This is a genomic window from Pseudomonadota bacterium, from assembly GCA_030860485.1.
Classification (GTDB): Bacteria; Pseudomonadota; Gammaproteobacteria; order JACCXJ01; family JACCXJ01; genus JACCXJ01.
In genome coordinates this window covers 15,256-35,418 of sequence record JALZID010000170.1, presented here as the reverse complement: position 1 = coordinate 35,418, position 20,163 = coordinate 15,256, and the positions used below count along the sequence as shown (strand labels likewise).

Annotated in this window: 17 protein-coding genes; 9 read left to right on the top strand and 8 right to left on the bottom strand. The window is 65.4% G+C overall.

Going from position 1 to position 20,163, the window contains the following annotated elements:
* The first annotated feature begins 1 nt into the window (after position 1).
* From thiE to M3461_09395, 5 genes are all read left to right on the top strand, one after another.
* Entirely contained in the window at positions 2 to 667 is a 666-nt protein-coding gene (thiE, locus tag M3461_09415) for a thiamine phosphate synthase (protein ID MDQ3774558.1), read from the top strand.
* Positions 654 to 1,934: a glutamate-1-semialdehyde 2,1-aminomutase gene (gene hemL, locus M3461_09410; GenBank protein MDQ3774557.1), complete on the top strand. Its 1,281-nt coding sequence runs from the start codon at positions 654 to 656 to the stop codon at positions 1,932 to 1,934. The genes thiE and hemL overlap by 14 nt, the downstream gene beginning before the upstream one ends.
* 369 nt (positions 1,935 to 2,303) lie before the next feature.
* Entirely contained in the window at positions 2,304 to 2,588 is a 285-nt protein-coding gene (locus M3461_09405; GenBank protein MDQ3774556.1) for a TonB-dependent receptor plug domain-containing protein, read from the top strand.
* A 125-nt stretch (positions 2,589 to 2,713) separates the two neighbouring features.
* A complete protein-coding gene (locus M3461_09400) occupies positions 2,714 to 4,231 on the top strand; it encodes a TonB-dependent receptor (GenBank protein MDQ3774555.1) in 1,518 nt (505 codons plus the stop codon).
* A 667-nt stretch (positions 4,232 to 4,898) separates the two neighbouring features.
* Complete coding sequence (locus M3461_09395; protein MDQ3774554.1) at positions 4,899 to 5,051, top strand: Slp family lipoprotein; 153 nt, start codon at positions 4,899 to 4,901, stop codon at positions 5,049 to 5,051.
* A 366-nt stretch (positions 5,052 to 5,417) separates the two neighbouring features.
* Here M3461_09395 and M3461_09390 read toward each other — a convergent pair whose 3' ends face one another.
* From M3461_09390 to hrcA, 7 genes are all read right to left on the bottom strand, one after another.
* Positions 5,418 to 5,603 (bottom strand): type II toxin-antitoxin system HicA family toxin, encoded by a 186-nt coding sequence (locus M3461_09390; GenBank protein ID MDQ3774553.1) that lies wholly within the window; start codon positions 5,601 to 5,603, stop codon positions 5,418 to 5,420.
* Entirely contained in the window at positions 5,600 to 5,824 is a 225-nt protein-coding gene (locus M3461_09385; GenBank protein MDQ3774552.1) for a type II toxin-antitoxin system HicB family antitoxin, read from the bottom strand. The genes M3461_09390 and M3461_09385 overlap by 4 nt, the downstream gene beginning before the upstream one ends.
* Positions 5,825 to 6,644: 820 nt before the next feature.
* The gene (gene dapB / locus M3461_09380) at positions 6,645 to 7,481 is read right to left on the bottom strand and encodes a 4-hydroxy-tetrahydrodipicolinate reductase (protein ID MDQ3774551.1); all 837 of its coding nucleotides are present in this window, start codon (positions 7,479 to 7,481) and stop codon (positions 6,645 to 6,647) included.
* A gap of 47 nt (positions 7,482 to 7,528) precedes the next feature.
* Positions 7,529 to 8,653: a molecular chaperone DnaJ gene (gene dnaJ / locus M3461_09375; protein ID MDQ3774550.1), complete on the bottom strand. Its 1,125-nt coding sequence runs from the start codon at positions 8,651 to 8,653 to the stop codon at positions 7,529 to 7,531.
* Positions 8,654 to 8,682: 29 nt separating this feature from the next.
* Positions 8,683 to 10,614, bottom strand: a complete 1,932-nt coding sequence (gene dnaK / locus M3461_09370; protein ID MDQ3774549.1) for a molecular chaperone DnaK — start codon at positions 10,612 to 10,614, stop codon at positions 8,683 to 8,685.
* A gap of 66 nt (positions 10,615 to 10,680) precedes the next feature.
* A complete protein-coding gene (gene grpE, locus M3461_09365; protein ID MDQ3774548.1) occupies positions 10,681 to 11,253 on the bottom strand; it encodes a nucleotide exchange factor GrpE in 573 nt (190 codons plus the stop codon).
* A gap of 70 nt (positions 11,254 to 11,323) precedes the next feature.
* Positions 11,324 to 12,379, bottom strand: a complete 1,056-nt coding sequence (gene hrcA / locus M3461_09360) for a heat-inducible transcriptional repressor HrcA (GenBank protein MDQ3774547.1) — start codon at positions 12,377 to 12,379, stop codon at positions 11,324 to 11,326.
* A gap of 263 nt (positions 12,380 to 12,642) precedes the next feature.
* Between hrcA and M3461_09355 the strand changes: the two genes are divergently transcribed.
* Positions 12,643 to 13,500: an NAD(+) kinase gene (locus M3461_09355; GenBank protein ID MDQ3774546.1), complete on the top strand. Its 858-nt coding sequence runs from the start codon at positions 12,643 to 12,645 to the stop codon at positions 13,498 to 13,500.
* Between the two features lie 35 nt (positions 13,501 to 13,535).
* Complete coding sequence (gene recN / locus M3461_09350; GenBank protein ID MDQ3774545.1) at positions 13,536 to 15,233, top strand: DNA repair protein RecN; 1,698 nt, start codon at positions 13,536 to 13,538, stop codon at positions 15,231 to 15,233.
* A gap of 55 nt (positions 15,234 to 15,288) precedes the next feature.
* On the opposite strand, the gene fur is transcribed toward recN, so the two are convergent.
* Positions 15,289 to 15,717 carry a ferric iron uptake transcriptional regulator gene (gene fur, locus M3461_09345; protein MDQ3774544.1) on the bottom strand — a complete coding sequence of 143 codons (429 nt, stop codon included), beginning with the start codon at positions 15,715 to 15,717 and terminating at the stop codon, positions 15,289 to 15,291.
* Between the two features lie 380 nt (positions 15,718 to 16,097).
* On the opposite strand from fur, the gene M3461_09340 reads away from it, so the two are divergent.
* Positions 16,098 to 18,503: a hypothetical protein gene (locus M3461_09340; GenBank protein MDQ3774543.1), complete on the top strand. Its 2,406-nt coding sequence runs from the start codon at positions 16,098 to 16,100 to the stop codon at positions 18,501 to 18,503.
* A 212-nt stretch (positions 18,504 to 18,715) separates the two neighbouring features.
* Entirely contained in the window at positions 18,716 to 20,152 is a 1,437-nt protein-coding gene (gene pyk, locus M3461_09335; GenBank protein MDQ3774542.1) for a pyruvate kinase, read from the top strand.
* The last annotated feature ends 11 nt before the right edge of the window (positions 20,153 to 20,163 follow it).

The following is a 20,163-nucleotide window of genomic DNA, read 5'->3' as shown; positions in this document are numbered from 1 at the left end:
CATGCCCTACCCCTTCCCAGGACGCGGTCTCTACGCGATCGCCGATGGCGTCTGCGACGAGCGGGTGGTGTCCGAGGCCATCGCCGGCGGCGCCGTGGTGGTCCAATATCGGGCCAAGTCGAAACCGTCCGACGAGCGCCGACGGCAGGCCCTGGTCTTAGGACGGGTCTGCCATCGCCGCGCGGTGCCGTTCATCGTCAATGACGACCCGGAGCTGGCGCGCACGGTGGGCGCGGACGGCGTGCACCTGGGCCGATCCGACGTCCCGTACACAGTCGCGCGTGAGGTCCTCGGACCCGCCGCGATCATCGGCGTGTCCTGTTATGACGACCTCAACCGGGCCTGGGAGGCCGCGGCAGCCGGCGCCGACTATGTCGCCTTCGGCAGCTTCTATCCCTCGGCCTCCAAATCGGACGCCGTTCGGGCCGAGCCCGCGCTCCTCGGTCGGGCCCGGCGCAGACTCTCTATCCCCCTCGTGGCGATCGGGGGGATCACGCCCGAGAACGGTAGCCGATTGATCGGAGCGGGGGCCGATCTATTGGCGGTGATCCGCGGCGTCTTCGGTAACCGTGATCATAGGGAGGCAGATCCCAGGGCGGCGGCCCGGCGCTATGCCGGATTGTTCGAAGCGAACCACCCTATCGGAGCCCTCCATGTCGCACTCTGAAGCGCTGTTCGACCTTGCACGGCGGGTCATCGCAGGGGGAGTGAACTCCCCCGTCCGCGCCTTCAAGGGGGTGGGTGGCACACCGGTATTCTTCCGGCGCGGCCAGGGCGCTTACCTCTTCGACGAGGACGGCCGGCGCTACATCGACTACGTCGGCTCCTTTGGACCGCTCATCGCGGGTCACGCCCATCCCGAGGTCGTCGAGGCCGTGCGCGAGGCGGCCCGGAACGGGCTCAGCTTCGGCGCGCCCACGGCGATCGAGACGCAGATGGCCGAGACCCTGTGCGGACTGGTCCCGTCGATCGAGCGCGTGCGGCTCTGCAGCTCCGGCACCGAGGCGGCCATGAGCGCCATCCGCCTGGCCCGCGGTTATACGGGCCGCGATACCCTCGTCAAATTCGAGGGCTGTTACCACGGCCACGCCGACTCGCTGCTCATCAAGGCCGGCTCCGGGGCCCTGACCCTGGGAACGCCCAGCTCACCCGGCGTGCCGTCAGCCCTGGCGCGTCATACTCTCACCCTCCCCTACAACGACTTCGACGCGGTGGAAGACGCCTTCGCCACCTTGGGCAACGGCATCGCCGCGGTCATCGTGGAACCCGTGGCCGGCAATATGAACTGCGTGCCGCCCCTGCCAGGGTTCCTGGAGGGGCTACGGCGGATCTGCAATCAATACGGCAGCCTGCTCATCTTCGACGAGGTCATGACCGGTTTCCGAGTCGGACTTTCGGGTGCCCAGGGGCTCTTCGGGATCGGCCCCGACCTCACCACGCTCGGCAAGGTGATCGGCGGCGGACTGCCGGTCGGCGCCTTCGGGGGTCGCGCCGGGATCATGGAACGTCTGTCGCCTGACGGACCCGTCTACCAGGCCGGTACCCTGTCCGGCAATCCCGTGGCCCTCGCAGCCGGCCTCGCGACCCTCAGGATCGTCGCGGAGCCGGGGTTCTTCGAGCGCCTCAGCGGCGTCACTCGAGGCCTGACGATCGGCCTTCGCACAGCGGCCGAAGACCTCGGTGTCCCGTTTACTACCAACCAGGTCGGCGGGATGTTCGGCCTCTTCTTCAGCCGGGACGAAAGGATCACGACTCTCGCAGAGGTCATGGCCTGCGATCAGGAGCGCTTCAAGCGCTTCTTCCACGGCATGCTGCGCGAAGGTATCTACCTCGCCCCCTCCGCCTTCGAGGCCGGGTTCGTCTCGAGCGCCCACGGCCCTACGGAGATCGCCCCGACTCTCGAGTCGGCCAGGAAGGTGATGGCGGGGCTGTGACCACCGCCTCGTTCGTTTCGACGCAAGTCACGGCTCCCTCCAGCCTTCGGCCATGTCAGGGCTTGTGAGAACATCTGCTGTGGGATGATTGATATGAGTATTGAAACCGCCGAACCGCCGTATTCTCGGGAATGAGCCTCATCGTCCTGTGGAGCCTGGTGATGTTGTGGATTGCGCCGAATTCCGCACATAAACCACGTTCCGAACACACCTGAAAACTTATCCCACTCATAGGGATTTAGCTGGGCGCCAAAGCGATGCCGGTACCGCCCACGACCGGCCACCGGCGGTCCGGGCTCACAGGACCCTTCATCGGGGGGGGCGCTGCTGAGCCTCTGCCTCGCTCTCGCCGCCCGTGCCGATGAGCTCGTGCAGCTCCCGCCCATCGAGGTTACCGAGCGCTACGATTCCCTCATCGGGATCGGCGACTCGGCCACCGAGGGTACGGTCGGACCCGAGCAGATCGAGTCGCGCCCGCTGCTCCGCCCCGGGGAGGTCCTGGAGACCGTGCCAGGCGTGATCGTCACCCAGCATTCGGGGGCCGGCAAGGCCAACCAGTTCTATCTACGGGGATTCAACCTCGATCACGGCACCGACTTCGCCACCTCGGTCGCCGGGATCCCCGTGAACTTCCCCACCCACGCCCACGGCTAGGGCTACACCGATCTGAATTTCGTGATCCCGGAGATCATCGGCGGCATCGACTACCGCAAGGCCCGTACTATGCCGACGAGGGCGATTTCTCGGCGGCCGGCGCGGTCCACATCGACTATGCGGACGTGCTCCCGCATAACCTGGTCCAGTTCACGGGCGGCAGCTACGACTACTACCGCGGCCTCCTGGCTGGCTCGACCGCGCTCGCGGCCGGGCGGGTCCTCGGCGCCTTCGAGGCCTTCGACAACGACGGTCCCTGGAACCATCCCGACGAGTACCGACGTTATAACGGGGTGCTGCGCTACAGCCGGCGCGACACCCTCAACGGTTTTAACCTGACCGCCATGGGCTACAGCGGGGATTGGAACGCCACCGATCAGGTACCGCGCCGCGCCGTGGACCGCAGCGACATCGGGCGCTTCGGCGCCCTGGGTGAGAGCGATGGCGGCCATACCCATCGCTACAGCGCCTCCGGGGAATGGCGGCGGAGCACCGCAGATGCAGCGACCCATGTCCATGGCTATTTCCTCGATTACAGGCTAAACCTCTTTTCGAACTTTACCTTCTTTCTCGATGATCCGCTGAACGGCGACCAATTCGAGCAGGAGGACCGGCGCCAGGTGTATGGCCTCTCCGGCCACCATTCCTGGTTTCCCACCTGGGGCGGGCTCGACATCGAGAACACCGTGGGGCTGCAGATCCGCTATGACGACCTCGGGAAGGTCGGGCTTTTCAATACCCGCGAACGCCGACGGCTCAAGACCACACGGAAGGACCGCGTGGACCAGGTGAGCGTCTCGCCCTATCCTCCAGAACCGTACCCGCTGGCACCCGAAGTTCCGGACCGTGGCGGGCCTGCGAGGGAGGCCAGCGATGGGCTCGCGAGCCCTAAGCTCTCCCTCATCTTCGGTCCCTGGTTCGATACCGAGTACTACATCAACCTGGGCTACGGCTTCCACAGCAACGACGCCCGCGGCACCACTATCACGGTGGACCGCAAGAGCGGCGAGTCGGTCGAGCCGGTGGACCCGCTGGTGCGGGCCGAGGGTTTCGATATGGGGCTGCGCACCGCGCTGGTCCGGGACCTCAACAGCACCCTGTCGTTCTGGCTCCTCGACCTCGACTCGGAGCTGTTCTTCATCGGCGATGCAGGCACCACCGAGGCCAACCGCCCGAGCCGCCGCTACGGGGTCGAGTGGACCAATTACTACCGCCCGCTACCCTGGCTCACATTTGATGCCGACTTCTCCTTCTCCAAGGCGCGCTTTTCCGACGACGGCCCCGCGGCGCATCACATCCCGGGCGCCATCGAGACGGTGATCACGGTCGGTGTCACGATCGACGACCTCAAGGGGTTTTTCGGCGGGCTGCGGGTGCGTTACTTCGGGCCCCGGCCCCTCATCGAGGACGACAGCGTGCGCTCGTCATCCACCACGCTCCTTAACGCCGACGTCGGCTACAAGCTCCGTGAGGACCTGCGCCTCGGCGTCGAGATTTTTAACCTCCTCGATTCCGAGGACAGCGACATCGAGTATTTCTACACGTCGCGCCTGGCGGGGGAGCCCGCCGCAGGCGTGGACGACATCCATTTCCATCCGGTCGAGCCGCGCTCGGCGCGCGTCACCCTGAGCCTCTCGTTCTGAGCATGGGTCGACGCCGCGTGATGCTCCTCGCGCTGAAAGCTGTTGGCGCCCGCCTCCACGGCGTTCGCACACCCGCCGGAATGGAGCGACGCCGAGGTCTCGATCGCCCGCGACGCCATCGCGGTGGTATGGAGCTTCGCCGTGCAGGACCTGGGGGCGCTGGCCCCAAGATAGGGCGCACGATGGGTTCCATCTCTGCTCGAGGCCCGACGCGCAGGTCGCGTGCGGTCTACCTACGAACTAAGATCCACGGCGCAAGTCGTAGCTTGATGAGCCCAGTCGGCGATCATGTAGGTGTGCTGCCATGATTTCCCTACGGTACCCTTTAGGTCTGACCCTGCTGTTGTCGCTCAGTGCTTGCCAGAGCACCGTGCCCATCGAGATCCGCGAGTCCCCCCGGGCAGCCCGCCCCTTAGCGAGGCCCGTGAAAAGGTGCGTGCGTTCGAGGGGGTGCGCGTGCGCTGGGGCGGGACCATCGTCTCCGTCAAGAACCGCGAGAACGACACCTTGATAGAGATCCTCGGTAAGACGCTGGAGAGCGATGGCGAGCCGGTCGCTGCCGACGACTCTCTGGGCCGGTTCATGGTCCGCGTCGAGGGCTTCCTCGATCCCGCCATCTATCGCCCCAGCCGGGACGTCACGGTCTACGGCAGCCTCGATAAACCCCATGGAGCGCCCGCTGGGCGAGCGCCCATACACCTTCCCTGTGGTCCAATCCCAGACCCTCTACCTCTGGCCGGACGAGCCGGACTACTATCGCCGCGATACGGGCCCCGACATCCACTTCGGCGTAGGGGTCGGGGTCGGGTTCGGCGATTGAGTTCCGGGGCTTCGAAGTCTGAACGCGACAGTTGGAGGATTAACAGCGAATATAAAGACCGCGCATGAGACGGTGGAATCGATACAAAACTGTTACCCAATAGACGCTGTATGAAACCGCTTCGCTGTGACGCGGCGCATGCCATTGTGAACCAAAGTATAGCACACGTAGGATGCGGTGAACCAAGGGAACCGCATCGCTCGCGTTACTCCCCTGCCGCAAGACGTCCTCGCCACCCCAATCCTCCGGGATAGATTCCTCGCCGCCTGAACGCATGGAAGGTTATTCGGTCCTCGATCACCTTCCCTCGCCCAGCTCTTTTCGCGACCGATGCGGTTCCCTTCGCTCACCGCATCTTACGCGGGCTCATGGTTGCGGAACATCTAGATCCTTGCAGATCCGCTTTGCAAGGTACTCATTGATGTCACGATGCCGCGGAATTGTGGTTGACTTCCGGGTAGCCCGATTGACATAGACCGTATGCTTGCTACCCTCTCGGAAGAACTCACACCCATGATGCTCCAAGTGCTGGATAAGATCTCGGCGCTTCATGAACCCGCGGTGGTAAGACGCTCTTTCAGAACCTTCCGGCCCCTAATAGATTCCTCCGCCAAAGCGCGATTGGCTTCCAAGACTAGCTGGATCGCCTCCATTAGATTCTCACGTGCTTCTTCAAGGGTATCGCCTTGAGTGTTCGCACCTGGCAATTCCTCGACGAAAGCAATATAGCCTTCCGACACTCTTTCAAAGACAGCAGTAAACTCCATGGGTATTACCTCGGACTGAGTCTACTATAGGACGGAAATCTCATGGCATTTCCGCGGTACGGACGCCGGCGGCCACCGGGTCGCCGGAGCGGGTCCCCCGCCCCTGGCTCGCACCGAACGTAGCGTGCGGATTTCCCGTACTACACTTTTCATCTGTTGATTCACAGCCCGCGTACGATACTGTCCCCTTCGTCCACCACATCCTACGCCAGCGGGATGACGGCAAGTCGTAGGGTGTGCACGGAGCCGTTTGCGTGTGCGCACGCGGACCGAGCGTTGGGTTCACCGTAACCGGTCGGAACCTCCACGCCATTCCGCGTGCGCACAGCGCACCCTACGCTCGCTTATTGCATATCGTAGCGCGTCAAAAAACCAAGACCCAGTGGATCCCTTATGATCAGGGTAGAGTAGGCGTCTGCTGACGTAGCTGCATGGGCGAACTCGTATCATGGAGTACCTCACGTGCGCGCATCTTCGTGTCCAGATAAATGGGCAGTCTCAACTCCGCCCCCCTTGTGGTAGAACTTCCCGCGGGTGGCACGGGAAAAGTCCTATTTGCGTTTCATGGCTTATTTCCTCGTGTACTGTTTGGTTTCATTCTGCTTCGCCACCCTGACACGATGTCACTAAAGGCTCTGTCGGCCAAATGTGCAGGTCAGGGTCCGAGTAGACATCCCCGAACCACTACCGGTTCTTCCGTGCAGCGCCGAACAGGTCGAATCAGCGCCGTCGCGTACCGCGGCTATGGCGGCGCGAACCGCTGCCGCAGCTCGCGCTCTAATACCTTGCCCGCCGCCCGGTCCGCGTTACCGGGGAGATCAGGGTCTCAGATCGCCTTGAGCCCCAATACATCCTGCATATCGTAGAGACCAGGTCCCCGGTCCATGACCCAGCGCGCCGCGAGTAGCGCCCCGCGCGCGAACACCGTACGGCTGGTGGCGAGGTGGGCGATCTCGATGCGCTCGCCCTGGCCGGCGAAGAGGACTTTGTGCTCACCGACGATGTCGCCGGCGCGCAGGGTTGCGAAACCGATGGCCCTCTGGGGGCGCTCGCCGACCATCCCGTGGCGGGCGTAGACGGCGCAGTCTTCGAGGTCCCGGCCCGAGGCGGCGGCCACGACCTCGCCCATCCGTAGCGCCGTGCCCGAGGGAGCATCGACTTTATGGCGGTGATGGGCCTCGACGATCTCGACATCGTAATCGTCACCCAGGGCGCGCGCGGCGATCTGAAGGAGCTTGAGACAGAGATTCACCCCGACGCTCATGTTCGGGGCCATCACGATGGCGCACTCCGCAGACGCCTCGACCACCGCCGCTCGATCCTCCTCGGTGAGGCCGGTAGTCCCGATCACCATGCGCCGCCCGGCTCGACGGCAAAAGGCCAGGTGTTCGAGGGTCGCTTGCGGCGCCGTGAAATCGATGAGGACATCGAAGCCCTTGTGTATCTCTTGCTCCGGGGGGTCGTGGATCTTCCCCGTCACCGGGACACCGATCGCCTCCCCGCCCGCTACGACACCGGCGTCGCGCCCAAGATGCGGGGATCCCTCCGTTTCGAGGGCCGCGGTGATGGCGAGATCGGGGCTCTCCCGGCATAGATCGATCACGCACCGCCCCATGCGACCGGCGGCCCCGGCGATGGCGATGCGGATGGGCCCGGCGCTCATCGGCCCATTATCAATCAGCCCCATTTATCAATCAGAACTTCAATCAATCAGAGCTTCATGTCCTCGAAGAAGCGCTTGACGCCGTCCAACCACGAGCTGGTCTTGGGGCTATGGCGGCCCTCGGCTCCCGCGAGCGAGCGCTCGAACTCGCGTAACAGATCCTTCTGCTCGCGGCCGAGATGGATCGGCGTCTCGACGGCTACTCGGCACAAGAGATCTCCGACGCGGTGCCCGCGCACCGATTTGACCCCCTTGCCCTTCATGCGAAACACCCGGCCGGTCTGGGTCTCGGGCGGGATCTTGAGCACGAAACGCCCATCGAGGGCCGGTACGTCCAGCTCTCCGCCCAGGGCCGCGGTGACAAAACTAATGGGGACCTCACAGTAGAGGTCACAATCTTCGCGGGTGAAGATGGGGTGCTTCTTGACATGGATGGTGACATAGAGATCGCCCGGCGCGCCGGCGCTGGGCCCGGCCTCCCCCTCCCCGGCGAGCCGGATGCGGTCCCCGGTATCGACACCCGCGGGGACTTTGACCGACAGGGTCTTGCGGTCCCGGACCCGCCCCTGCCCCGAGCAGGTGGCGCAGGGATCACGCACCATTTTGCCGGTGCCGCGGCAGCGCGGGCAGGTCTGCTGGATCGAGAAGAACCCCTGCTGCATCCGCACCTGCCCGTGCCCACCACAGGTGGAGCAGGTCACCGGCGTCGTACCGAGCCGGGCGCCCGAGCCGTGACAGGTGCGGCAGGCGACGACCGTCTGGACCTCGATCTTGGCCGAGGTGCCCGCGGCCGCCTCTTCGAGCGAGAGATCGAGGTCATAGGCGAGGTCTGCGCCGTGCTGGGCCTGAGCACCGCGGCGTGCACCGCCGAAGATGTCGCCGAACACGGTGTCGAAGATGTCGCCGAAGCCCCCTGCTCCGGCAAAACCGCCCCCCGCCGCCGACGGGTCGACCGCGGCGTGCCCGAACTGGTCGTAGGCCGCGCGCTTGCGTGCATCGGTGAGCACCTCATAGGCCTCCTTGGCCTCGGTGAAATGCCCTTCGGCGTGCTTGTCGCCCGGATTGCGATCCGGGTGGTGCTTCATCGCTAGGCGGCGATAGGCCTTCTTGAGATCGGATTCCGTGGCGTTGCGGGCGACCCCGAGCACCTCGTAATAATCGCGCTTGGCCATCTGTTCGACGCCCGCCTCGAACGAACGGCTTAGTTCTTGTCCTTCACTTCCTCGAAGTCGGCGTCTACGACGTTGTTATCGCGGGCCTTGCCGCTACCCCCGCCGGGCGGTGGTGGCGGCGTCTCTGTCTGTGCCTGGGCCCCGGCTTCTTTGTAAGCGCGTTCCGCGAGCCGGCCGGCGACCTCCGCCAGGCGCTCGCTCTTGCTCTCGATCGCCGCTTTGTCGTCGCCGTTCAAGACGCCCTTCAGGTCCTCGATCGCCGCCTCGATGTCGCGCTTCTCCTCGGCCGTGACCTTGTCGCCGAGGTCCTTCAGCGACTTCTGGGCCGCGTGTATCAAACTATCCGCGTGGTTGCGGGCGCCGACCAGCTCCTGGAAGCGCTTGTCCTCCTCGCGGTGCGCCTCGGCATCCTTGACCATGTTGCGGATCTCATCCTCCGACAGACCGCTCGAGGCCTTGATCACGATCGACTGCTTCTTGCCGGTGGCCTTGTCCCTGGCCGAGACATTCAGGATCCCGTTGGCGTCGATGTCGAAGCTGACCTCGATCTGCGGCACGCCGCGCGGCGCGGGCGGGATGTCGCCGAGGTCGAAGCGCCCCAGCGACTTGTTGGCCGAGGCCATCTCGCGTTCGCCCTGAAGGACGTGGACCGTCACCGCCGTCTGGCCGTCCTGCGCCGTGGAAAAGACCTGGGAAGCCTTGGTCGGGATGGTCGTGTTCTTCTCGATGAGCTTGGTCATGACCCCGCCCAAGGTCTCGATGCCGAGCGACAGGGGCGTGACGTCGAGCAGGAGCACGTCTTTGACCTCGCCCCCGAGCACCCCGGCCTGGATCGCGGCCCCCACGGCCACGACCTCGTCGGGGTTGACGTCCTTGCGCGGCTCGCGGCCGAACAGCGACTTCACCAGCTCCTGGACCTTGGGCATGCGGGTCTGGCCGCCGACCAGAATCACCTCACCGATATCCGAGGCGGCGAGCCCGGCGTCCTTGAGCGCGGTCTTGCAGGGCTCGACGGTGCGCATGATGATGTCCTCCACCAGCGCCTCGAGCTTGGCGCGCGTCAAGCGCACATTGAGGTGCTTGGGGCCGCTCGCGTCGGCCGTGATGTAGGGCAGATTGATGTCCGTCTGCTGGCTCGAGGACAGCTCGATCTTGGCCTTCTCGGCACCCTCTTTGAGGCGTTGCAGCGCCAGGGGGTCCTTGCGCAGATCAACGCCCTGATCCTTCCTGAACTCGTCGGCCAGGAAATCGATGATGCGGAGATCGAAGTCCTCGCCGCCCAGGAAGGTGTCCCCGTTGGTGGAGAGCACCTCGAACTGGTGCTCGCCATCCACCTCGGCGATCTCGATGATCGAGATGTCGAAGGTGCCGCCGCCCAGGTCATAGACGGCGAGCTTAACATCGCCGCGCTTCTTGTCCATGCCATAGGCGAGCGCGGCCGCGGTGGGCTCGTTGATGATGCGCTTGACTTCGAGGCCCGCGATGCGCCCGGCATCCTTGGTGGCCTGGCGCTGGGAGTCGTTGAAGTAGGCCGGCACGGTGATGACCGCCTCCTTGACCGCTTCGCCGAGATAATCCTCGGCGGTCTTCTTCATCTTCATGAGGACGCGCGCCGAGATCTCCGGCGGGGCTACCTTCTTCCCGCCCGCCTCGACCCAGGCATCGCCGTTCTCGGCCCGCACGATCTTGTACGGCACCATTTTGATGTCGCGCTGGACGATGTCCTCGTTATAGCGCCGTCCGATGAGGCGTTTCACGGCGAACAGGGTGTTGTGGGGGTTGGTGACCGCCTGGCGCTTGGCGGATTGACCGACCAGGACCTCGTTCTCCGGGGTGAAGGCCACGACGGAAGGCGTCGTCCGACCGCCTTCGCTGTTCTCGATGACCTTGGGCTTGCCGCCCTCCAGGATGGCGACACAGGAATTGGTGGTGCCGAGGTCGATGCCGATGATCTTTCCCATTTTCCTAGTCTCCGCTCAGATGATTGTCTGGATCAGGGGGGAGAAATGGAGGCGCGCCACATGATTTCAAGCCTCGAGTGAGTCGCTCCCCGCAGCATCTCCGTCCTCGGCCGGACGCTTGGCGACGATCACCATCGCGGGCCGCAAGAGACGCCCGTTCAACACATAGCCTTTCTGGACGACCGTCACCACCGTGCCCGGCGCGATCTCGGTGGATTCCTGCACGCTCATGGCCTGATGCAGCTCCGGGTTAAACGGCTCGCCGACCGGATCGAGGCCCTGGACGCCGTGTTTCTCCAGAACCGCATCGAGCAGCTTCAGGGTCAGTTCCATGCCCTCGCGCAGGGTTGCGATGTCCGAGGACCCGGTGGCCGCCGCGTACCCAAGATCGAGGCTGTCTTTGACGGGCAGGAGATCGGTCAAGAAACGTTCCAGGGCGTACTTGTGGGCGTTGGCGATCTCGCGGGCGGTGCGTTTCTGCACGTTATCGAGCTCGGCGCGAGCCCGCAGCGCATCGTTCCGATACTCATCGGCCCTGGCATTGGCCGCGTCCAGGGCCGCCTGCAGCGCCTCGGGCAACTGGGCTTCCCCGTTCGCCGCCGTGCCGGCCGTTTCCTGAGACGTTTCTTCTTGGGTCACGCGCACCCCCCTCGCAAGGCCTTTGGGTCACCGGTGCCCCCGCTCGGGGCTCGCCGCGACGAGATGGGGATCAGTGCAGGGATTTCAAGGCCAGGCCGAGCGCCCGGGCGGTGAGATCGACGATGGGGATGACCCGCTCGTAGGGCATGCGCGTCGGCCCGATGACGCCGAGCACGCCGATCACCCGACCGTCGGTCGAATACGTCGAGGTCACGATGCTGCAGTCCTCCAAAAGCTCATAGCCCGATTCCTCGCCGATGAAGATCTGGACGCCCTCGGCCGTGAGGGCCTGGTCAAGCAGGTGCAGGATCACGCGCTTCTCGTTGAAGGCCTCGAACAGCTGCCGCAGCTTGCCCATGTCGGCCCAGGCCTCGATGCCCATGAGGTTGGTCTGGCCGGCCCACACGTAATCGTCGCCAGACTTCATGGCATCGAAGGTCTTGTCGGCCATCTCCACGACCGTCTGCATCATGCGGTTCATCTCCTCGCGGGCCACGGTCATCTCGGTCAGTATCCGGGTACGCACCGCGTCCAGCGCCCGCCCGGCGAAGGCCTCATTGAGGTAATTGGCGGCCTGGGTCAGCTCGGCCGGGGAATAACGCCGCTCCGACTCGATGATACGGTTGTGGACCTCGTTGCGGTTCAACACCAGGATGGCGAGCACCCGGTTCTCCGACAGGTTCAGGAACTCGACGTGGCGGAACGAGCGGTGCTCGGTGCGCGGGGCCATGACCACCGCCGCGAAGCGGCTGATCTCCGAGAGCATGGTCGAGGTCTTCTCCAGGAGCCGTTGGACCCCCTCCGGCGTGGACAGGCCCTGGCACACGTGCTCGACCTCCCTCATCGACAGCTCCCGGCATCGCAACAGGCTGCTGACGAACAAGCGGAAGCCGCGGGTGGTGGGCACCCGGCCGGCCGAGGTGTGCGGGGCGCGGATGAGACCCATGTCCTCGAGGTCGGCCATGACGTTGCGGATCGTGGCCGGGCTCAAATCTAGCTCCCCACCGCGCGCCAAGGTGCGCGACCCGACCGGCTGGCCGTCGCTGATGTAGCGCTCGACCAGGAGCCGGAACAGCTTTTGGGCCCGCGCCGACAACACGGCGCTTTTTTTTTGCTCCGAGGCCATCGATTGCCTGATCAATCCGAGTCTGTGTGCTTCGCGCCACCGCTTCCTGCCGATGGCGCGCGCCCCTGTCGACGGGCCGATGCAATTTAGCACCGCCCAACCGGGAGCGCAAAACGCCCCGTAGGCCGGTAGCGCTCGGCACGGGTCCCCCCCTGTGAGATAGGCAGGTGACGTGATAAGTTTTCACTCTATAAGTTTCACCCTGGCGCGCGCGAGGCCCAACCTCGATGACGACCTTTCGACCCACGACCTTTCGATCCACGATGTTTAGACGAGTCGGCCTGGTCGCCAAACCGGGGGACGCCCGCGTCGCCGCGACGCTCAGGGTCTTGATCGATCTCCTGACGCGCTTCGGGATCGAGGTCCGGCTCGACGAGCACTGTGTCACCCTCCTCGAGGGCGGCGGATCGGCGTCACGGGCCACCTTGGTGGGCGACGACTGCGACCTCGTGATCGCGGTCGGCGGGGACGGGACACTCCTGCGGGCCGCGCATCTGATCTCGAGTTACGATGTGCGCCTCCTGGGCGTCAACATGGGCCACCTGGGCTTTCTCGCCGACATCGCACCCGAGGAAGTCGAGGAACGCCTTGCCGCCATCCTGCGCGGGGATTTCGTCGAAGAGAAACGCCTGATCCTGCGCGCTGTGGTCATGCGTGGCGGGCAGCACGTGGAACGCCGCGATGCCATCAACGACGTCGTCATCCACAAGTGGGGTACCGCACGCCTCATCACGCTGGATACCTATGTCGATGACGATTTCGTCCACAGCCAGCGCTCCGACGGCATCATCGTCTCCACTCCCACGGGCTCCACCGCCTACGCCCTGTCCTGCGGGGGACCTATCGTGCACCCCGCGCTCGATGCGCTGGTGATCGTGCCGCTGTGCCCACACAGCTTGAGCAACCGGCCGATCGTGGTGGGCGGGGACGACCGCATCGAGATCGAGGTCAAGACCCCCGAGCCGGATCAGGCCCGACTGACCTGTGACGGCGAGATCGGCGAGATCCTCCACCCGGGCGATCGCGTATCGGTAGAAAAGGGCAAAGGGCGGGTACGCCTGGTCCACCCCGCGGGGCATGACCACTTCGCGGCACTGCGCGCCAAGCTGCAATGGGGTTAGCGTGCGGTCGGTGACGTAGCGCCGCGAGGGCCCGGTTGCTGAGGCATCTGCATATCGAGGATTTCGCCGTCGTGGAACGGCTCGACCTCGACCTCGGGCCGGGAATGACGGTGTTCACCGGCGAGACCGGCGCCGGCAAGTCCATCGTGGTCGATGCCCTGGGACTCGTGCTCGGCGACCGCGCCGATCCGGGAGTGGTCCGCAACGGCTGCCGCAAATCCACCGTGTGCGCGATATTCGACCTGGCGCGGACTCGAGAAGCGCTCTGCCTCCTCGAAGCCCAAGGCATCGCCGCGGAAGGGGGCGAATGCATCGTCACGCGCCATGTGGAAGCGGACGGCCGGTCGCGGGCCTGGATCAACGGGGCGCCCGCCACCGCCCGCCTCCTCCAGACCTTGGGAGAAGCCCTGGTCGACATCCACGGCCAGCATGCCCACCAGTCGCTGATCCGGCCCGAGGTGCAGCGCGAGGTGCTGGACGAGCTCGGCCAGTGCGCCGAGCCCCTGGCCGCCGTGCGCGCCCATCACCGGGAGTGGCAAGAGGCGCAGAACGGCCTGTCCGCGCTCGCGGCCAGCGCTGACCTCGATGTCGAGCGCGAGCGCGATCGGCTACGTCACGAGGTCCAGGAGATCGAGGAGCTCGGTCTCGGGGACGGCGAGATGGACCGACTGGAACGCGAGCATACCCGGCTCGCCCACCTGGCGCGGATCGCCGAGGGCTGCGAGCTGGCGCTTGGCCTCCTGGGCCGGGGTAGCGGCGATCGAGACGGCCCGGATATCGCTGCCGGATCCGTGCTCCACCGTGCCATCCGGGCACTCAAAGGACCTTTGAGCTTCGATGCCGAGCTAAAAGGGATCAGCGATCTCATCGAGGGCGCCGCCATCCAGGTGAGCGAGGCGGACCAGGCGCTCAGCCAGTACCTCGACGGTATGGCGGCCGATCCGGGCGCGCTGGAACGCTTGGAGTCGCGTCTCGCGGCGATTCATGACCTCTTGCGCAAACATGGCCTCCGGGCGCAAGGGCTCCCCGCACGCCTCTCTGAGCTACGGGCCCGATTCGAGGCCCTGGAGGGCCGCGCCGCGGGGATCGCAGCGATGGAGACCCGCACGATGCAGGCGCTCGCGGCCTACCGCGAGGCCGCGCAGGTCCTGCACGGCCGCCGGGCACGGGCGGCGGTCGAGTGGGGCACCGCCATGACCCGCAATCTGCACGCGCTCGGCATGCCGGATGGCGCGTTCGAGATCACGGTGACGGCGGTCTCGGATGCCTCGCCGTCTCCCGCGGGTTTCGACCGTGTCGAATTCATGGTCACGGCCAACCCCGGCCAGGCGTCGCGCCCCTTGGGTAAGGTGGCCTCCGGCGGGGAGCTGTCCCGGCTCTCCCTCGCGATCCAGGTGCTGCGCGCGAGCGATGCCGGGATCGCGACGCTCGTCTTCGACGAGGTGGATGCCGGGATCGGCGGTGCCGTCGCCGAGATCGTCGGGCGGGAGTTGCGGAGGCTGGCTCGGGAGCGCCAGGTGCTCTGCGTGACCCACCTGCCCCAGGTCGCATCGCTGGCGCACCAGCACGTGCAGGTCGCCAAGAGCACCCGCTGCGGGATGGCCGCGACCACGGCGCGGATCCTCGACGCACGCGGGCGGATCGAAGAGCTGGCGCGCATGCTGGGCGGCGTCACCATCTCGCCGCAGACCCTGAGGCACGCCGAGGAGATGCTGTCCCGGGCCGCGCGCTGAGCCTATCGCGCTGAGCCTATCCAGGCGCAATCCCGCCAGGCATCGATCAAGGCGGCTAATCCCGGGCCCGGTCGTGGGCCTGGCAGCGGCCACATAGACCATAGAGATACAAGGCATGGTCGGTGATCGAGAACCCATGCCGCTGTGCGATGTCGCGCTGCCGTCCCTCGATGATCTCGTCGATGAACTCCACGATGGCCCCACAGCGGATGCACACCAGATGGTCGTGGTGCCCACCCTGATTCAGTTCGAAGACCGAGTGTCCGCCCTCGAAGTGATGGCGGATCACGAGCCCCGCGCCCTCGAACTGCGTGAGGACGCGGTATACGGTCGCCAATCCCACGTCCTCCCCGGCGTCGAGCAGGGCCTTGTAGACCTCTTCCGCGCTCAGGTGGCGCCGTTCGCAGCTCTCCAGGATGTGGAGGATGCGGATGCGCGGCAGGGTGGCCTTGAGGCCCGCCTTCTTGAGGTCTTGCGTCTCCACGTGCTATCCCGGTCTGGCCCCGCTGCCGAGTGTTCAGGGGCCGCCCGGCGGGAGGCCCATCGGAATTCCCCGCCTCGGTGCGTCGTCACGCAGTATAGCTCAGTTCTCCCATGCGTTACCGGTTACCGGTTACCCCTGGCACGGCGCGCCGGCGTTGCCCTTCGATTGAACCTTTCCTCGCCCCGGCGGGAAATAACCAATAGGCGGGCGCTCCCGCCGCTGGGCGCGCGGCACAGGCGGTCGTCCCCAGGCGGTCATGGACATGCCTTATAGCCTGTTAGGCTGATAGTCTGCTAGGCTGTAAGAACGAGTTCCTGGACCCGATACTGTTTCGGGAAAACAGTCTGTCAACGATACTTCAACACTCGGGGAGAGTAACCATGTATCACGTCTCAGCCACAACCGGCCGGCGACGTACCCGCGCCGCCATCGTTGCACTCGGTAGCCTGACGCTCCTCGGCATCTGGCCGGCCAGCCAAGCGGCACCCACACGCTCGACCAATATCGCACTGACAGGGAACGGCACGCGCCTGGTCAATGTCAACCACGAGGCCGATAGCGTGACGCTCTTCGACGTCCGGGGCGGAGGTCGGAGCCTCAGGAAGGTCGCCGAGATCCCGGTGGGCCAGGAGCCCTATTGTGTCGCCGTGGACCCGCGCGGCGGTGATATCTTCGTCACCAACGGCGCCGACGGCACCGTGTCGGTGATCTCGCCGGCCACCCGCCGGGTCATCAGGACGATCCCGGTCGGCACCGAGCCCAGGGGCTGCGCCATGACCCCGAACGGCGAGCGGTTGTTCGTCGCCAACCACACCGCCGGGACCGTTTCGGTCATCAATACGAGTTCGCGTCGGGTCATCAATACCGTCGACCTCAGGGTCGGTGGAAGCCTTTTCAACCCCTTCGCCATCGCGATAACCGACGGCCCCGGAAACAACGAGCGCGTATTGGTCACCGACTTCTACGGCCGCTTGATCCCAAATGGCCCGGGCGAAGGTTTCGACGACGGCAAGCAGGGCATCGTGCGGTCCTTCCGGGTGAACAGCCCGAACAACATCACCACGACCACCCTGGCACCACTCCAAGACAGCGGTTTCACCGCCAACCGCACCATGTTCTGCCAACAATTGAACGCGAACGCGGTGAACAACACTTTCTGCCCCGACCCCACCGCGGCCGCAGGAAGTGTTGTGATCGTCAACAACCCCCAGGCGGTATTCCCGAACCAGTTCTTTTCGGCGTTGATCCGCGGCAATCGGCTGTTCCTGCCGAACATCGGGGCCCAGCCGGAACCGCCAGTCAACTTCAGAACCAACGTTCAAGCGCTCGTGCATGTGGTCAACACCACCGGCACGCCCGCCGAGAACCAGGCCGAACACGTAAACCTCAACGTAGGGATCAATGGCGATACGACGACCGGCCGTCTCGGCAAGCTGTTCGGCAACGACATCGTGGCCATCGACGCGACGCCGAACGGAAGGACCTTCTTCATCGTGAGTCGTGGCGGCAACTACGTGCTAAGAGCCACGTTGCCTGCCGCCGGCGGCCAGCTCAATGTCGGTGCGCCCAATGTCGTGCGCTTCGAGACCGGCAACATCCCGACCGGGATCGTGCTCGGCAGACGCTTCGCCTATGTGAACAACGAGGTCGGCCACTCCGTCTCGGTGCTCGACATCCGCGCCGGCACGACGATCAGACGGGATGTCGCCTCGTCCGAGCCGCCAAAACCCGGTAGCCACGAGCACGCCGTAGAGCTCGGCAAGCTCGTCTTCTTCACGGCCCTCGGGGTCCCCGACAACGGATTGGTTGGGCAGAACATCGTCACCCTCGACCCGCTCGCCTTCCGCGGCAAGCAATCGAGCGATGCAATCAGTTCTTGCGGCTCCTGCCACCCGGCGGGGCTCGCCGACGGCGTCACCTGGATCTTCGCCGACGGCCCGCGCAACACCCTGCCGCTCGACGCCCTGTACTCCAAGATCAACGGGGCGCACGACACCCGCATCAACAACTTTAGCGCCGCGCGCGACAGCGTCACGGACTTCAACAACAACTCGCGCAACGTTCAGTGCGGTACCGGCTTTGCGGGAGGCGCGACCAACACGGCGATCGGGTGCCCGCCGCTCGGTAGTGGTGCACCCAACCCGGCGGTCTACGACCACGGCATCTCCCAGGGCGCGAGCGAGGCGCTCGACTTCGAGACGCTGTGGGCCCAGACCGTACGGCCGTTGAACGTGCCACAGGGCAATGCCGCGGCGGTCAATGCCGGCCGTACCGTGTTCGTGGCCCAGTGCGCCTCCTGCCACGGCGGGGCCAAGTGGACCAAGAGCCAGGTCCTCTATTCCGACAATCCGTCCTTTACCCCGCCGCCCGCTCTGGCACCACGTGATCCGGGGATCGTTGCCACCGGGGTTCAGATCGAGACTTATGCGGATCCAGCCGTCGATGGCGGGATCCTGAGGTTCCTGGAACCTATCGGGACGTTCGATCCAAGCGGTGCGATCGAGGTCCGAGGCACCGGTGCGGCGATCGGCCAGCAGGCCCTCGGGACGCTCGGGTTCAACGTCCCCTCGCTGCTCAGCACGAGCTTCCACGCCCCCTACTTCCACAACGGGGCAGCGCAGACATTGGAGCAGGTTTTTGCCCTACACCAACTTCCGGGCGGGGGCACGATCCAGGGCCTGGGAGGGGTGAGCGATCTCTTGGCGTTCTTGAGATCTATCGACGGTCGCACGGGCATTGAGGAATCGGACGGCGATATCTTCAAGGACCCGACCCAGGGCCTCTAGCAACCCCACCGTCGAGGGCCGGCCTTCGGGCCGGCCCTCATTTTCTTCTCACACGCTATTCGCCTTCATTCGGGAACGAGTTGCCGACGCGGATATCGACGCGTGCGGCGCGGGACATTCCATCGCTACTCCTGGAAGCCTGAAATACGGCAACGCCTCCGGAGCCCGCGCGTTCCCTCATCTTCCAAACAGTTTCCACTACCCGTACGCCTATGACAGCCCCTCGACTCCGCAAGACCAAGATCATCGCGACCGTAGGCCCCGCGTCCGACGCCATCGAGACCCTGGAGGGCATGATCGCGGCGGGCATGGACGTGGCCCGATTGAACCTGTCTTTCGGCACCTTCGCGGACCATCTGGACCGCATCTCCCGCATCCGTGCGGCCGCGGAGCGGAAAGGCGCGAACATCGCCGTGATGGCGGACACTCGCGGGATCGAGATCCGCACCGGCAAGGTGATGGGTGGCGCCGTGACCCTCACCCCCGGCACGCGCTTCACGCTCTATACGGACGGTCGCGTGGGAGATATCGAGGGTGTGTCCGTTTCCTGCCGAAGGCTACCCGAGGAGGTCACCTGCGGGACGCCGATCCTGCTCGACGACGGCGCCATCGAGTTGGAGGTGGAATCGACAGGTGCTGACTCTGTGCGCTGCAAAGTCATCGCCGGGGCGACGCTACGCGACCACAAAGGGGTAAACCTGCCGGCCACACCGCTCCCACGCTCTGTCTTGGACGGACACGATCGCGAGCTGCTGGCGGCCGAGATCCGCTTCGCAGCGGAGGCGGACGTGGACTATATCGCCGCGTCCTTCGTACAGAGCGCCGGTGATGTCGAGGGGATCCGAGAGGTGCTCCGCGAGCACGGCACCGCCATCCCGATCATCGCCAAGATCGAGAACCGGGCCGGGCTCGCCAACCTCGACGCGATCGTGCAGGCCGCCGACGGGATCATGGTGGCGCGCGGCGACCTCGGCGTCGAGCTGCCCTTGGCCGAGGTCCCGGCGACGCAGAAGCACATGATCCATACTACGGTCATGAACGGCAAACCGGTCATCACCGCGACGCAGATGCTGGCATCCATGGAGATCCATCCCCGCCCTACGCGCGCCGAGGCGAGTGATGTCGCCAATGCCATCCTCGACGGCACCTCGGCGATCATGCTCTCCGGAGAGACCGCGGCCGGGAAGTTCCCCGTGGAATCCGTTCGCACCATGGCCGAGCTGGCACTCCGGGCCGAGGCCCACCTGCGCGAGTACGGTTACCTCCAAAAGATCCTACCGCACCCCTCCAACGTGGTGACGGAGGCCGTCAGCCAGGCGTCGGTCGCCATGGCGCGGCAGTTGGCGGCGGCTGCCATTTTCAGCCTCACCGAGACGGGCTTCACCTCAAGGCTCGTCTCCAAGCACCGCCCCGATTGCCCGATCCTCGCGATCACCGCTTCACCGCGCGTCGCCAGGAAGCTCGCCATGAATTGGGGCGTTTTGCCGCTCTTGTGCGCAGGAGAAGGTACCGACGAGGCGAGGATCGCGTTCGCCATCGGGCAGGCCGCGTCATTGGGTTATGTGCGGGCCGGGGACATCGTGGTAGCGACCGCGGGCCATGCCCAGCGGGCCGGCGGCACCGATCTGATCCGCGTGATGACCGTCTGATGTGATCGGCG

Bases quoted from the DNA above. Each gene is read 5' to 3' on its own strand.
- pyk (MDQ3774542.1), top strand. From the start codon at position 18,716: ATGACAGCCCCTCGACTCCGCAAGACCAAGATCATCGCGACCGTAGGC.
- M3461_09340 (MDQ3774543.1), top strand. From the start codon at position 16,098: ATGTATCACGTCTCAGCCACAACCGGCCGGCGACGTACCCGCGCCGCC.
- dapB (MDQ3774551.1), bottom strand. From the start codon at position 7,481: ATGAGCGCCGGGCCCATCCGCATCGCCATCGCCGGGGCCGCCGGTCGC.
- hrcA (MDQ3774547.1), bottom strand. From the start codon at position 12,379: ATGGCCTCGGAGCAAAAAAAAAGCGCCGTGTTGTCGGCGCGGGCCCAA.
- M3461_09355 (MDQ3774546.1), top strand. From the start codon at position 12,643: ATGTTTAGACGAGTCGGCCTGGTCGCCAAACCGGGGGACGCCCGCGTC.
- dnaK (MDQ3774549.1), bottom strand. From the start codon at position 10,614: ATGGGAAAGATCATCGGCATCGACCTCGGCACCACCAATTCCTGTGTC.
- thiE (MDQ3774558.1), top strand. From the start codon at position 2: ATGCCCTACCCCTTCCCAGGACGCGGTCTCTACGCGATCGCCGATGGC.
- M3461_09390 (MDQ3774553.1), bottom strand. From the start codon at position 5,603: ATGAAGCGCCGAGATCTTATCCAGCACTTGGAGCATCATGGGTGTGAG.
- M3461_09395 (MDQ3774554.1), top strand. From the start codon at position 4,899: ATGGAGCGCCCGCTGGGCGAGCGCCCATACACCTTCCCTGTGGTCCAA.
- dnaJ (MDQ3774550.1), bottom strand. From the start codon at position 8,653: ATGGCCAAGCGCGATTATTACGAGGTGCTCGGGGTCGCCCGCAACGCC.
- hemL (MDQ3774557.1), top strand. From the start codon at position 654: ATGTCGCACTCTGAAGCGCTGTTCGACCTTGCACGGCGGGTCATCGCA.